General features: G+C 60.0%; 10 protein-coding genes. 5 read left to right on the top strand and 5 right to left on the bottom strand.

Features of this window, described 5'->3' with window-relative positions:
- Positions 1–40 precede the first annotated feature (40 nt).
- The 5 genes from IEW17_RS10745 to IEW17_RS10725 form a co-directional block, all read right to left on the bottom strand.
- Positions 41–1324 carry a M16 family metallopeptidase gene (locus tag IEW17_RS10745; RefSeq protein WP_188562041.1) on the bottom strand — a complete coding sequence of 428 codons (1284 nt, stop codon included), beginning with the start codon at positions 1322–1324 and terminating at the stop codon, positions 41–43.
- A 201-nt stretch (positions 1325–1525) separates the two neighbouring features.
- Entirely contained in the window at positions 1526–2755 is a 1230-nt protein-coding gene (gene porV, locus IEW17_RS10740) for a type IX secretion system outer membrane channel protein PorV (protein WP_188562040.1), read from the bottom strand.
- Positions 2756–2804: 49 nt separating this feature from the next.
- Positions 2805–6806: a type IX secretion system sortase PorU gene (porU, locus tag IEW17_RS10735; RefSeq protein ID WP_188562039.1), complete on the bottom strand. Its 4002-nt coding sequence runs from the start codon at positions 6804–6806 to the stop codon at positions 2805–2807.
- A gap of 169 nt (positions 6807–6975) precedes the next feature.
- Positions 6976–7671 carry a CDP-alcohol phosphatidyltransferase family protein gene (locus tag IEW17_RS10730; RefSeq protein WP_188562038.1) on the bottom strand — a complete coding sequence of 232 codons (696 nt, stop codon included), beginning with the start codon at positions 7669–7671 and terminating at the stop codon, positions 6976–6978.
- Positions 7672–7757: 86 nt separating this feature from the next.
- Positions 7758–8399 (bottom strand): MBL fold metallo-hydrolase, encoded by a 642-nt coding sequence (locus IEW17_RS10725; protein ID WP_188562037.1) that lies wholly within the window; start codon positions 8397–8399, stop codon positions 7758–7760.
- Positions 8400–8520: 121 nt separating this feature from the next.
- Here IEW17_RS10725 and IEW17_RS10720 point away from each other — a divergent pair, with 121 nt between their 5' ends.
- The 5 genes from IEW17_RS10720 to IEW17_RS10700 all read left to right on the top strand — a co-directional run bounded on the left by IEW17_RS10720 (position 8521) and on the right by IEW17_RS10700 (position 14879).
- Positions 8521–9735, top strand: coding sequence for an NAD(P)/FAD-dependent oxidoreductase (locus IEW17_RS10720; RefSeq protein ID WP_188562036.1), 1215 nt, complete (start codon positions 8521–8523; stop codon positions 9733–9735).
- 104 nt (positions 9736–9839) lie between these two features.
- Positions 9840–13091 (top strand): PD40 domain-containing protein, encoded by a 3252-nt coding sequence (locus tag IEW17_RS10715; protein ID WP_188562035.1) that lies wholly within the window; start codon positions 9840–9842, stop codon positions 13089–13091.
- Positions 13092–13179: 88 nt separating this feature from the next.
- Complete coding sequence (locus IEW17_RS10710; protein WP_188562084.1) at positions 13180–13857, top strand: heme exporter protein CcmB; 678 nt, start codon at positions 13180–13182, stop codon at positions 13855–13857.
- A gap of 31 nt (positions 13858–13888) precedes the next feature.
- Positions 13889–14644, top strand: coding sequence for a cytochrome c biogenesis protein (locus IEW17_RS10705; protein ID WP_188562034.1), 756 nt, complete (start codon positions 13889–13891; stop codon positions 14642–14644).
- Positions 14634–14879: a CcmD family protein gene (locus IEW17_RS10700; protein WP_188562033.1), complete on the top strand. Its 246-nt coding sequence runs from the start codon at positions 14634–14636 to the stop codon at positions 14877–14879. Before IEW17_RS10705 ends, IEW17_RS10700 begins: the two co-directional genes overlap by 11 nt.
- The last annotated feature ends 12 nt before the right edge of the window (positions 14880–14891 follow it).

Below are 14891 nucleotides of genomic sequence, written 5' to 3'. Positions count from 1 at the left end.
TTTACTCAGCAAGGCAGACGTTTTTTTTATGGGTGAAAATCTACGCTACCGGCCCGGCAACCACCGTTTGCAAAGCGGCTGGCGCGAGGTAGTGTTGCGCTAACTCGCGCAACGTCTCCGCATCGGCACTTTCGGTTTGCTGCACGAATTCGATGTAGTAATCAGCGGGCAGACCCAGAAAGACCAAGCTCTTATATTTGTCGCATTGCTCAAATACCGTCGATAACTCGTTGGCGAATTTGCCCAAAATGTAGTTCTTGACCGTTTCCAACTCGTCGGCCGGAATCAGCTCTTCCTGCAGGCGGCGCATTTCCATTTCAATCTCGCTCACGGCGAAGTTGGCGCTTTCGCCCTTCACATCGGTGCCGATAATGAGCGAAGTGCCAAACTCCCGCAGGGCCACGCTGGCGTAGATGCCATAAGTCAGGCCCTTGTCCTCACGAATGTTGCGCATGAGGCGTGAGCCGAAGTAACCGCCGAAAACATTCACCAGCAGTTTAAGGCGGTGGGTATCGGGGTGCGAGGGCGCGGGCCACATGCGGCCCATGCGCACCGAAGCTTGCAGGCTACCAGCCACGGCCACGCGGTCGAAATCAGCCACGGCAAAATCGTGGTTTTGCTGACTGACGCCATCAGCCGACACGGGGACAGCGGCCGGAGCAGCACTAAAAGCGGCCGCCACCAGGTCGCGCTCAGCCGCCACGTCGCCGCACAGAAACAGCTCGGCGTTGCTGAAGGCATAGGCTGCCTGGTGGAACGCCTGCGCTTCGGTTGCCGTCAGCGCCTGGTAGGCGTCGCTATCGAAAGGCCGGCCATAAGGCGTTTCGGCTCCAAACAACAACTCATTGAACCGCTCCGAGGCCAGATAGCTGGTTTTCTGGCGCTCAACCCGCACGTTCTGAATGGTGCGGGTTTTCAGCTGTTCCAGTTCGGCCGTTGGGAAAGCGGGATTAGTCAGCACGTCGATTACCAAGGGCAGCAGCGTGGAGAGGTGCCGGGTGAGGCAATAAAGCGTGAGCGTGGAACGGTCGAAACCAGCGTCGCACTCCAGCGAGGCGCCGTAGAAAGCGACTTCATCGGCAATCTGCCGGGCGGTGCGGGTGGTAGTGCCTTCCAGTAACATGCGGGCCGTGAGCGAGGCCAGGCCGGGGCGGTTTTCAGCCAGCTTGCCGGCGCGAAATACTGCTTGCAGGCGCACCACGGGCTGGGCATCGTTGGCCAGCACATGCAGGCGGGCACCGCTGGGCAGGGTAATAACGTCGGCTGCGGGCAGGGTTACGCGGGCCAGCGGCAGAACGGGTGGAGCGACGGTACGGTCGAGCATGATTGAGGGTAAGTGCAGAAGTACTAAGGAATGAATAGGCGAAACAACGGAACAAAACATGAACGTCATGCTGAGCGAAGCCGAAGCATCTCTACCGCAGCAGTAACTCAATCGATTGGATTAGTTATGCGGTAGAGATGCTTCGGCTTCGCTCAGCATGACGTTCTTTTTCCTTTCGTCAGGCTCTATCGACCAACAAACTTAGTTTGGTGGGGTTTCGCCGCTGGTGCCGCCGGCGCCGTTCTCGTCGAAGGCATCGGCCAGCTTGTTGAGGTTAAAGTGCAATGATACCCGGATGGTTTGGGCCAAAGGGTTGTTTTGCGAGTTGCTGCCGGTGGGTACCAGGTAAGTGCCATCCACGCCAAACACCTGGTAGCGCAGGCCCAGACCCAGGCTCAGGTACTGGCGGTCGCCCTTGTCTCTGTTCTCGTAGAAATAGCCGCCCCGAGCGTACAACAGGTCGTTGTAGTTGTACTCCAGGCCCGTCGAGAGGTTGATTTCTTTCAACTCCTCTTTGAAGCCACCGGGCGCATCACCGAAGGAACCCAAAATGGCGCTTACAATTGATTTGTTAGCGATTTCCCGGTTTTTGGCCACTATGCGCGGGTCATTCGTCAATACACCGGCCTCGTAGTACGGCGAAGGTACCAGCAGCTTACTGGCATCAAAAACCAGCGTAATTTTGTTGTACTGGTCAATCTCGCGGGTGATGGCCGTGCCGAGCTTCAACGTGGTGGGCAGGAAGCTGGGGTTCTCCACATCGTTGTAGGTAATCTTGTTACCGATGTTCAGAATCGAGGCTCCAAAGGCCAGGTTGTACAGGCCGGTGCCGATGGTGGCATCTTTGGAGTAATATGCGCCCAGGTCCACGGCCGCGGCGTTGCCGGGACGGGCGTCGTTGCCGTTCACCGTGCCCACCAAGTTGGAGCGGATGTAGCGGGCCGAGATGCCCACGCCGAAGTTATCAGTGAGCTGCTGGCCGTAGGAAACCGAAAAAGCGTATTCCCTGGGGCTGAATGTACCCTGGGCAATGTTGTTGCCGTTGCGGTAGTCAATAGTACCCAAGTCGAAGTACATGAGCGAAGCCCCCAAGGCCGAGCGCTGGCCGATTTTGCCGTAGCCCGAGAGGTACGACAAGCTCATGTCGTCGGTAATGTTGCGCAGCCAGGGCGAGTACGATGCCGAAGCGGCATACTTGTACTGCACAAAGCCCAGCTTGCCGGGATTGAAATACCCGGAGTTGGCATCGGGCGAAGTGGCCACACCCGCCTCGCCCAAGGCCGACGAGCGGGCATCGGGGCTCAGCGTGAGGATGGGCACCGCCGTGGTAATAACCCCCTGATTCTGGGTGTTCTGGGCCTGAGCCGTAGCGGCTACGGCCAGCGAACCGGCGAGCAACGCCAGGCGCGAACGGGAAAAGGAAGACTGCATAGAGAAGAAAAAGAGAGCCATACGCGGCCCGGGCGCAAATAAACGCGGATTAATTGAGGATGACGAGTTTTTCGTATTTCGATGCCGTGGAATTATTGGCCTGCGAACGCACGCTGACGCGGTACACGTATACGCCGCGCGCCAGCTGGTCGTCGTATTCGTCGCGGCCGTTCCAAGTAATACTTTTCTGGTGGGCTTCGGTACTGGGCACTACGGCAGTGAGAGTGCGCACCAGGCGGCCGGCCACCGTAAAAATCTGCACCTGCACATCCAACGTGCCGGGAACATTGCCTGCTTGGTTGTGGCCGAAGAAGAACGTAGTAAAGCCCGCAAACGGATTGGGGTAGTTCAACACATGGTCGAGAGCCAGCTTTTCGTCGCGGGCCACCATGAATTCAATCTCCCGCTCCGCCGAATTATTGTACGTATCCCAAGCCTTCAGGTGCAGCGAGTGCGGCCCGGTGGTCAGGTCCTTGAACAGGTTGTTGACGCGGCCGGCCCGGAAGTCGCCTACGTTGGACACGTAGCTATCATTGAGCACCAGTAATTTATTCGGGTCATTGTCGAGCACAGCCGTAATGTCGTGCCCAATACCCGCGCCGGTGGTATTGATGCCGCTGTCGTCGCTGAGCTTGGCCAGCAGCGTGGTGTTCTGCGCGGTCAGGCCACCAAATGCGAACGACTCATTGTCCATGAACAGGCTAATGAGCGGCGGAATGGTGTCTTTGGGAACATCACGGGCGGCACCGCCAATCAGCTTCAGCTGATAGCCATTGGCATCGACGCGGTTGGTACCATCAAAGGCGTAGAGGCTGATTTTTCCCAGGCCGTGGTTATAGTTGATATCCTTGGGTACCACAAACGAGAGGCTGAACTGGCCATTCTTCACATCGGCCTGCCCGCCATACACCACATTTTCCTGCACTTCCACCGGACGCGGCTTGTCGGCCGAGGTGGGGTCGCCGCCAGCTTCGTCGCCGAGGGTCATCACGGTGGTGGGCTTGTCATAAATCGTGACCTGAGCCCGGCCGGTGAAGCCGGTATTGGCGCTGGTGCCGTTCATCAGGCGGCCGTGCAGGCGAATGCGCGCCAGCGCCTGCAGCGTATCGGCGGGCACCCAAACTCCATTTTTATTGCGCCGGTTAATGCTGTCGAGAACTACCGTCTGGCGGGGGTAGGCCAGGGTCATGCTGGGGTCGGCCAGCAGGGTGTAGTTGCGGTTGTTGATGATGCCCGGCCGGCCGGGGCCGGGGAAGTCGTTTTTGCTCAGCCGCACCACCGTGCCGATGCTGGGCATCTGGCCGTTGACGGGCTGCAGCACCCGGTTGAAATACGCTTGGTTCAGGCCAGCGTTTAGGGCGGCATCTACCACGCGGGTGGTAGTGAAGAGGCCCACCGCGCCGCTGGTGTAATTATCGGTCAGCGACTGCTCGCCGGCCGAAGTGAAGTCGGGGTTGTCGTAGGTGCTAAAATCGCAGGTGCCGGTGGTAAAAAACGTAAGGTTGTTGGCGTTGCGCAGCGCCATTACCGAGGCGTTGGTCAGAATCTGCTCGTCGGTCCAGCCCTTCACGCCGCCGTGACCCAAGTAATTTACAATCAGCGAGCCTTGCTCTACCGACTGGTCGATGGCGCGGCTGGCTTCGGGCGAGCGCTGTCCCGCCGATACGGCCACCTGCGAGTACAAGTCGAGGTAAACTTTGTGAATGTTATAGACCGGCGTGTTGGCCTGCATCGGAGCTGCAATCGTCTCCGAACCGTAGCCGACGAACAGGTCACCGTTACCATCGTCCGACACCAGCGTAATGCGGTTGCGCCACTTGCCGTAAGCGGCAGGCGAGTCGTAGCTAATGAGCTTATCGACTATTTTACTGGCCTGTTCGGTGTTGTTTAGCTGGCCTTTGGGCTGGCGCACGGGCAGCCGGCCAATGCCCACGTCGAGCAGCTCGGTGCCGGGCCGCAGCTCGTCCCATTCGCCTTCATCGTCATCCAACAAGCCATAATAGTCGTCCGATGAGTAGCTGGCCTGGCCAAATGCCCCACCGTAAAATGGAGCCAGCGACTCGCGCGACTCGTAAGTGGGCACGTAGTTCTGGTTGAAGGCATCAAAGTCCGGGTCGTTCTTGAACGGCACCCGGTCTTTCCACCACGTGGGCCGGTCCTGGGGATTTTTACTGTTGTAAGGGTCCGATTTATAATCGTACGACGCATCGCCAAACAGCAGCAACTGCATGGTTTTGCGAGCCGGGGCCCGGTCGTACAGCTGCTTCATAAAGTCGCGGATGGCCGTCACGTCCTGCCCACCCGAGCTAAACTCGTTGTAAATCTCCGAGGTGGTGACCACGGCCACGCGCAGGTTATCGCGGGTGGTGCGGTGGTTGGCCAGGCGCAAAGCCTGCGCTTTGAAGATGGGGTACGTCACGATAACCAAATCGAGGGGCGCACCGGTGTTGAGGGCGTGCAGGTTCTGGTTTTCAACCCGGCCAAATAAGCGGGGCGTGGCAAAAGCCCCGCCGGGCTGGAAGGCCACGTACTCGCGCAACGTATCGGAAGGCGCCACGAAGCTGCCCGCGTTGAGTGGCCGAGCCAGGGGCCGCCGGGGGTTGGTCACGTCCCACACCATCGCGCCAGCGGCGTTGGCCACCTCATAGCGGTTCCGAGCCCCGGGCAGAATATTGGACAGGGAGCGAAACTCCAGCTGCGCGCCGCTCAGTCTTAGCTGGCGCTGAGCATTGATTTCCAGATAGTCGAGGTAGCCGCTGGCATTGGGGTCGCTGCTGTTGTAAGTCAGGCCCACTTTAAGCTCGTTACCGGGAGTAGCCAGGAAACCCTGGTGGTTGGTGAGGCTCACGGTAGCAATGGCCCCAAATTCGTAATTGGGCCGGGCATCCAGCGCCGGATTACCGAAGGGAGTGTTGTTTAGCGTGAGCTGAAAAGAGCTGGCTGTAGCCGAGTTGGCTACTAATGAGGCCGCTATCCGGACCTGGGTATTGGGCACCAGGTCAGCAACACCAAACGTGAACTCCTTCTGCGTGCTATTTACAAAGCCTTCGCCTACCCAATAGCGGCCGGAGTGCAGGAGGTTTGCTAAGTCGTGCTCGTAAAAGTCGCGATAAGTGAAAGTGGTGATGGTAGGCGTGGTAGCCGTAGGAGCCGGGGCGGCGGCGGTAGGCACGCGCAAACCGGGGGTACCGTTGGCCGTTACGAAGTAGAAGGTCGTGTCGGTGTAAATATTATTGCGGTGCCGGAACGCGCCCGCATTGGCTTCCCAGGTATGGGCCCCGGGCGAGTAAAACAGGAAGTACTCGCCGTCGTTGAACACGTTATCGGTATTGCCCACAAACAGCACGTTGTTTTCTGCCAGGTCGTCGGGGCGGGGGGCCGCGTTGGGCTGGGGCAGCACGCCCATGGCATTGCCGTAAACGTGGATGTTGCGCGGGTCGACACTGCCCGTATTCACGCCCATTTTGCCCAAGGCCGTTTTATCGAGTTTATAGATACCGCTTTCAGCCACGCCTACTTTGTACCAGTCGCCGGCTCGCAGCACCGAGTTGGGGGCGTGCGTGCGGGTAGTCGCCGTGGTGCGGGCGGCGGTACTGCCCGCGGTGTAGTTGTAGTCGAAGGAAACCAGGCGCTCGGGCTGGCCGGTTTGGGGGTTGCGGCGCACGGGGCGCAGGCTTAGGTGCGTCACCGTCCGTTTCATCTCCGTGCCGGAGGTGAGCTCGGGCTCGGGGCTGGCCGGCAGCTTGCTCGGGTTGAAGAGCTTGGCGTCGGCGGCCGAAAACGGCTCGTACACCGTATTCAGAAGCTGACCTTCGCTCACGGCTCCGTCTAACCGCAGGCTAAACCACCCCACCTGGTCATCGAGGGCCTGATGCGCTTCGCTGAAAGTGGGCACTTTTTGCTTGCGCTCGCCCAAGGTGGGCACCTGCGCGTAGCCTCCCCATTTTATTACGCCGTGGGCCGTGGCCGTCCCCCCCGACTGCGCGTGTACCGGAGAATTCCCGCCCACTATCAACCCCGCAAATACAATGAAGAGAAAAAAAGGACGCATATATACTATGTTTTTGATACCCCGAATTCCTGCTCCACGGTTGGCCGTGTAGTGGCCCCGCAACAGGACTGCCGGGCAGCAGGTTCACCCGGTAGTGGCTTCTTAACAATCAAGTACTCTAATTATTGTGGGCTAGATGCCATTTACTGTAACCTCGGGGCCGGATAAATCAGCGAGCCGCCGTTTTGGGTACCGACAACAGCACGTAAAGTAGCACCACGAGTGGCACCGCCGCGGCCCGCAGCACCAGCAACAATCCTGCCGTGAGCAGCAAAAACATAAACCGGCGGCGATTATCGGCCCACCGCAGGTTCTTAAACTTCAGAGCGAAAAGGGGCAGCTCGGCCACCAGCAGGCCCGAGAGCAGCACCGTGAGCCCCAGCAGCAATGCCGGGTGCAGAATGATTGGGGCCAGCCCAAACTGGTCGTAGGCCAGAATAAGCGGCAGCGCGGCCACTACCAGCGTGCAGGCTGGCGTGGGCAGGCCAATAAAGGAGGTGGTCTGCCGGGTGTCGTTGTTGAACTTGGCCAGGCGTAAGGCCGAGAAAATACTAACCAGGAACCCGATGTAGGGAACCCACTCGGGCAGGCTGCCGGAGCCCGTACCGCGCGTCAGCAGTTGAAAGAAAATGGCGCCCGGCACCACGCCAAACGACACCATATCGGCCAGCGAATCCAAATCCTTACCAATGGCGGAGGACACCCGCAGGGCCCGGGCCAGCAGGCCATCGGCAAAGTCGGCGGCGGCGGCGGCGGCCACAAACCATGCCCCCATCTCCAGCCGGCCGGCAAAAATATTGGTCAGCGCCAGGCAGCCGCATAGTAGGTTAAGGCAGGTGACAGCGTTGGGCAGGTGGCGTTTCAATGAAAAATCGGTAAGGGAACGAGGTACATTTTGAACGCGAAAAAAGTGCGTTCATTGTCTAAAAACAATTCTCTGCGCCCCTGCTGTTAATTGAGAAACGGGTTGCCGCGGCGCTCCTCCCCTATCGTGGTGGCGGGACCGTGGCCGGGATATACGATGGTGTCGTCGGGTAGGGTCATCAATTCCGTTTCGATGCTGTGCAGCAGGGTAGCGTGGTCGCCGCCGGGCAGGTCGGTCCGGCCGATACTGCGCTGAAACAGCACGTCGCCGCCAATTACCGTGGCCGTTGGGGCGTGGTAGAACACTACGTGGCCCGGCGCGTGGCCCGGTGCGAAACGCACCTCCAGCTCGGTTTCACCAATGTGCACGGGCTGGCCGGCCTCCAGCTCGCCGGTAGGCTCGGCGGGCTGGTACTGCGGAAAGCCATAGTTGGCCGCGTAGGTGGGCACGGCGCGCAAGGTGGCCAGGTCGAGCCGGTGCAGCAGAAACGGCGTACCGAGCCAGGTGCTGAGCACAAACTGGTTGCCCAGCACATGGTCTATATGAGCATGGGTATTGAGCAGCAGCGTTACCTGCAAACCATTGGTTTCGATGTATTCCCGCAGGGCCTGCTGCTCGGCGGGCGCATAGCAGCCGGGGTCCACGATGGCGCAGTGCCGGGTGGCCTCGTCAATGAGCAGGTAGGTGTTTTCGGAGAAAGCGTTGAAAGTAAATCCGGCGACGGTCATGGCAAAACAGGGAGTCTGAGCAGTGCGGAAAGGTACGGCACAAAAAGAATGTTGAATTCCAGGGGTTTAATTTTGGGCAACACGAGGGAGCGAGAACTTTGCGCGCGCTACCGGTTAACTGATGCTACGCCCCAACGTGCTGGCGCGCGTCGGGGCGTACCGCACTATTTGGTTTCCTGAGCAAGATGTCTCGGTTTCTGGCTTGATGCGCCACATGCTCGACATGACGCTCACAACTCAAGCCTCCTTCATTCTTACCTTGCCGCCCATGACGGATTGTGATTTTATCGTGGTGGGCCACGGCATCGCGGGCGCTACGCTGGCCTACGTGCTGCGCGAGCGCGGCCACCGTGTGCTGGTGTATGACCCCGGCCAGGCCAACTCAGCCTCCAATGTGGCGGCGGGCCTGATGAACCCCGTGGCCGGCAAGCGCTTCGCCCTCACGTGGCGGGCGGCCGAACTGCTACCCTTCGCGGCCACGTTCTACCGGGGGCTGGAGCAGCGCTACCAGCAGTCTTTTTTCACCGAAACGCTTATCCTAAAGCTATTTGCTTCGCTGGAAGAGCAGAATGCCGTTCTGGCCCGCAGCGCCGACCACCCTTGGGGTGATTTCCTGGCCGACCTCGCCACCGCCGACCCGCAGCTACCGGGCGTGCACGGCCCGTTTGGGGGCGCGTGGCTACGGCACGGCGGGCACGTAGCGGTACGCGAGCTGCTGGCCGCGATGGAGGCCGAAGGCGCCCGCGACGGTTGGCTGCGGCGCGAAACTTTTGACTGGACCCGCCTCGTTACCAATGCCGACGGCGCGACTTATGCGGCGCAGGTGCGGGCCCGGCACGTCATCTGCTGCGAAGGCGCGGCGGCCGTCCACAACCCGTATTTCAACTGGCTGCCCCTCACCCCCAACCAGGGCGAGGTGTTGGACGTTGAATGCCAGGGCCTGAGTGCCAGCCAGGTTCTCAATCGGGGAGCCTACGTGGTGCCAATGGGCGCGGGGCAGTTTCGGGTGGGCGCTACGTATAAGTGGCCGCCCTTTGCCAACGGCCCCACGGATGCCGGGCGCGAAGAACTGACCGCCCGGCTGGCTGTTATCACCGACCAGCCGTTTGCCGTGCTGAAGCAGCGGGCCGGCGTGCGGCCCGCCGTGCGCGACCGCAAGCCGCTGCTCGGGCCGCACCCCACGGTGCCGGCATTAAGCTTTTGCGGCGGCTACGGCTCCAAGGGCGTGATGATGGCGCCCCGGCTGGCCGTATTATTGGCCGACTGGCTAGCGGGCCAGGCCGAGATTTGGCCCGACACCAGCTTGCAGCGCTACGCGGCGCTGCGGCCGGTGTAACTTGAGTATCATTGAGCTGTGAGCGGCAGCTGCTGGTTCAAAAGCCAGCAATTATTTTCACTTCTGCAACGGACGAATTTCCGTTTTTGCGCGTTCTTTCTGCCATGACCATTCCACTATTCGCGAAGCGCACGCTGGGGGCCCTGGCGCTGCTATTGCCGGTACTGCTGAGTTGCCCGGCGCAGGCCCAAACGGCTCAGGAACCCTTTGGTCGGGTGCGCATTCAGTACAAGGATTTCAACTGGCAGCAGCTGAGCACCCAGAACTTTAACGTGATGTACTACACCGGCGGCGAGGCCAGCGCCCGCCGGGCCGCCGAATACGCCGAGAAGGAGCTGCAGCGCATCACGGCGCTCATTGGCTACTACCCGTATTCCAAAACCACGCTGCTGTTTTACAACTCGGTAGGCGACCTGCGCCAAAGCAATATCGGCCTCACAGCCACCCAGCAGCAGATAAACGGTAGTGAGACCCCACTGGCGCGCATGAGCAAGGTACAAATTGCCTTCAGCGGCCAGGAAACCGAGTTTAAGCGCGAGCTGAGCACCCAGATTACCGAGGTGCTGCTGAACGATATGATGTACGGCGGCTCGCTGAAAGAAGTGCTGCAAAGCAGCTACCTGCTGCAGCTGCCCGACTGGTTTATTGGCGGGGCTTCAGCCTACGCGGCCGAGGGCTGGAGCGTGGACATGGACGGCTTTATGCGCGACATGAGCAAGCAGTATCCCACCGGTAATCGCACGGCTCCGCTCTTCCTGCGCAACTCCACCTTGGCCGGCCAAAGCATCTGGAACTTTGTGGCCGAGCGCTACGGCTACACCACCATTCAGAACATTCTCAACCTGACGCGCATCACCCGCGACGTGGAAGTGGGCATCAGCTCGTCGCTGAACGTACCCTTCAAGGTATTTTTGAAGGAGTGGCTGACGTATTACCGCGAGCAGAATGGCCAGCCGGTGGCCTCGCTGGTCGAGCCGGACAAAAAGTTTCGGCAAGGTGGACGCAACCGTCATTCCGATGTGTTCTCGCAGCCCATCATCAGTCCCAATGGCCAGTTGGTGGCCTACGCCCAGAACGAGGGCGGGCGCTACCGCGTGATGGTGGTGAGCCGCGACGGCTCGCGCCGCCGCATCCTGAGCCGTGGCGGCCACAAAACCCCCGACCAACAGATTGAAACCCGCCTGCCCGTGCTGGCCTGGCGTGGCAACACCCAAGTGGCAGTGGCCGAAATGAGCCGCGGCGAAATGGCCCTGCACTTACGCGATGCCGATGGCCGCGGCTTGCTACGGCGCGTGCGTGAAGCCATCAAATTCAGCCGGCCCGCGTCGCTGTTCGCGGCCTACGACCAGGTGCTGAGCATGAGCTACTCATCTGATGGTAAGTCACTGGCATTTAGCGCTGTGCGCAACGGCCAGAATGACATCTACCTGCTGCGCGCCGGCACTCGCCAGCCCGAGCAGCTTACCAACGACTTATTCGACGACGTGCAACCGGTGTTCCTGCCCGGCGGGCAGGGCCTGGTGTTCAGTTCAAACCGCTACCTTGATTCGGCGGGGCAGGCCCGGCCGGCTACGTTTCAAAACGTGGTGAATAACTACGACCTGTTTACTTACCACCTCGATGGGCGGGCCGTGCCGGTGGAAACCCTGGTGAGCACGATTTCGAACGAAACGCGGCCTCGTGCCATCAGCGACGATGAAATCCTGTACCTGGGCGAGGAAAGCGGCGTGCGGGCCTTGTACCGGTATTCGATAAAAGATAAGCAGCGCACCCTGCTCACCAATTGGCTGCCCAACACCCAGGATTTTGACTACAGCAGCCTGACGTCCGCTTTGGTGTTTGTGGCCCCTTCGCAGTCCCGCGACCTGCTGTACGTGTATCCCACTTTCCCGCTGCCCACCACGCTGGGCCTCGCCAAAACCACGCGCCAACAGGTGCTCGAAGACCGGTCGGCAGCGCCGCGGGCGGCGGCTCCCAAGCCCGCGCCGGTGCCCGTACCTGAAGCAACGGTTTCCCCGACCGACTCCGCGACGACTACTTCGCGCCGTGAGCGCCGCAAGGCCAGTGAAACCGTGAACACCGGCGACTACCAGTTTGAGGAAGATGAGCCGGTGCAAGCCACGGCGCCGTCCAAGCGCCGCCGCCTCACTCCCACGGCGGCCTCCCAAGCGGCGCAGGCCAAAATTGACGGCCCGGCCCTGACCGGCCCATTTCGGTACGATACTCGGTTTATGGCCGACAATGTGTCGTCGGCACTGTATATGGACCCGCTGCTGGGCCTGGGCCTGCAATTCAGGGCCGCCCTGACCGACGTGCTCGAAAACCAGCGCATCGATGCCAGCCTTTTTGGTTTGTTCGACCTGCGTACCAGCAATATCCGCGTTTCTTATACCAACCTTACGCGCCGCTACGACTGGAGCATTGCCTACCAGAAACAGGCCTACTTTTTTGATATCGGCACCAATCTCAACCGCTATGGTCGCCATGAGATAGCCCCCACCATCGCCTATCCCCTCACGCACAACCTGAGCGTGCGGGGCGGCCCGCGCTTCGTCACCATTTCGCGTACACTGCTGGGCAATGTGGCCACCGAGACCGACAGTAGCTACAACTACCTCGGCTACAATGGCGAGCTGGTATTCGACAACAGCGTGGCTACCGGCGTTAATATGGTCACGGGCACTCGCATGAAGGCTAGCATCACGAACTCGACCAACCTCGGTGACAAGCAAGGCAGCTTCGGTAAGTTCGTTATTGACCTGCGGCACTATCAGAAAATCAGCCGTTCCATTATATGGGCTAACCGAGCTAGCTACGGGCAGTTTTTTGGGCCACGCAACCAGGTATTCCGCCTTGGTGGCATGGACAATTGGCTGAATGCCAACTATTCGGGCTCCCGCTTCTTACCGGGCTACCTCTCCGCCGACCAAATACTGAATCAGGAATTCGTAACGAACCTGCGCGGCTTCGACTATGGCGCTCGCAACGGCCCGCGTTATGTGCTGTTCAACAGCGAATTGCGCATTCCCATTGTGCAGTATTTCGCTCGTCGCCCCATTTACTCCGGCTTCTTTCGCAACCTGCAGCTCTCTGCCTTTGCCGATGCCGGCACCGCGTATTCGGGCACCAACCCATTCAGCACCAACAACTCGGCCAACACCGAGATAAAGGGAGGCGGCACCAACTACTTCTCGGCTACGGTGATAAACTTCCGTAACCCTTTCCTCATCGGCTACGGCGTGGGGGCCCGCACCACGCTGCTGGGCTTCTATGGCAAAGTAGACGTGGCCTGGGGCCAGGAGGACTATGTGACGCGCGGTCCGAAATTTTATTTCACTCTGGGCTACGACTTTTAAAACTAAGCTAAAAGCTAACAGTTAATAGCTTACGGGCATTCGCCCCGGGTAGGATTGGTCGTATCTTTGCGGCCCGAAAACCTACCCTCTGTCTGTGTTGCTCCGCGAAATCTCCACCCTGCTAGCCAAAGACTTCCGCCTGGAATGGCGGCAGCGCGCGGCGCTGGGCGGACTGTTGCTGTACGTGGGCAGCACGGTATTCGTGTGCTTTCTGAGCTTTAGCCTGCGCGGTGGCACGCCCCCGCCCCCGGCCTGGAATGCCCTGCTGTGGATTATTCTGCTGTTCGCGGCCCTGAATGCCGTAGCGAAGGGGTTTATGCAGGAAAGCCCCGGCCAACGCCTCTACTACTACACGCTGGTGCGGCCCCAGGCCGTGATTTTGGCCAAGATGCTGTATAACACCCTGCTATTGATGGTGGTGGCGCTGCTGGGCCTGTTTCTCTACACCGTTTTTCTCGGCAACCCCATTCAGGACCTGCCGCTGTTTGTGGCCAACCTGCTGCTGGGGGCCGTGGGCTTCGCCACCACGCTCACGCTGGTCTCGGGCATTGCGGCCAAGGCCGGCGGCAACGGCGCTACCCTCATGGCCATTCTCAGCTTCCCGCTGATGGTACCCATGCTGCTGCTGCTCATCAAGGTGAGCAAGAATGCGCTGGATGGCCTGGACCGTGGCCTGAGCCAGCAGTCCATTCTCACGCTGCTGGCCCTGAACATGATTGTGGGAGCCACCTCCTACCTGTTGTTTCCTTTTTTGTGGCGCGGCTAATTTGCTTTTTACTGAATTTATTAAATTTATTATGAGTACGGCAGCAATTATTGGGAGTGTATCGGGTCTGGCCCTCACGGTGGCGGGCGTGTGGGGCGGCCAGCGGCTTATTGAGCAGCGCAGCCCCGGCCAAATCTGGAAAGGCCTGACCGTGCTGCTGCTCCTGGGTGCTTCGGCGGTGGGCCTGCTGATTCCGGTGCCGCCGCTGCCCATCGTGAACGAGAGCATCCGCAACCTGTTTTTTCACGTGCCGATGTGGTTTTCGATGATTATGGTGCTGCTGGTGTCAGTGTGGTACTCCATTCGGTACCTGCGCGAGCCCTCAGCCCGGCTCGACGTGCTGGCCCACGAGTCGGCCAAAACCGGCATCGTACTCGGCCTGCTGGGCCTGGCCACGGGCAGCGTGTGGGCCAAATTCACCTGGGGCGCGTGGTGGACGCCCGACCCGCGCCTGAACGGGGCGGCCGTGGCCATGCTCATCTACGGGGCTTACCTGGTGCTGCGCGGCTCGTTCCGCGATGAACAGCAGCGGGCCCGGGTGTCAGCCATCTATAATATTTTCGCGTTTGCGGCGGTTATTCCGCTACTGTTCGTGCTGCCGCGCCTGAGCGGGCCGTCGCTGCACCCGGGCCAGACCGGCAACCCCGGCTTCAATCAGTACGACCTCGACAACACCATGCGGCAGGTGTTTTACCCCGCCGTGATTGGCTGGATTCTGTTTGCCTTCTGGGTCACGCAGGTCAGCAGCCGCTTTGTTCTTTTGAAACTGAAACACGATGAAAACTAAGTTCTTCCCGCACCTACCGGGCCGTTTCCTACTATTGCTGCCGCTGCTCTTCGCGGCTTCCCTCGCCTTTGCTCAGGCTCCCGAAGCTGCCCCTGAAATGGCCGACGGCCTGCGGGCCAGCGGCAAAATTTACGTGGTAGTAGCCGTGGTGGTCATCATCATCACCGGTTTACTGGTCTACCTCATCTCGCTCGACCGCAAGGTGGGACGTCTCGAGCAGGAAATAAAAAAATAGTTGGGCACCCAA

The sequence above is a fragment of the Hymenobacter frigidus genome (genome assembly GCF_014640435.1).
GTDB classification, from domain to species: domain Bacteria; phylum Bacteroidota; class Bacteroidia; order Cytophagales; family Hymenobacteraceae; genus Hymenobacter; species Hymenobacter frigidus.
This window is presented reverse-complemented; position numbering and strand designations above follow the sequence as displayed.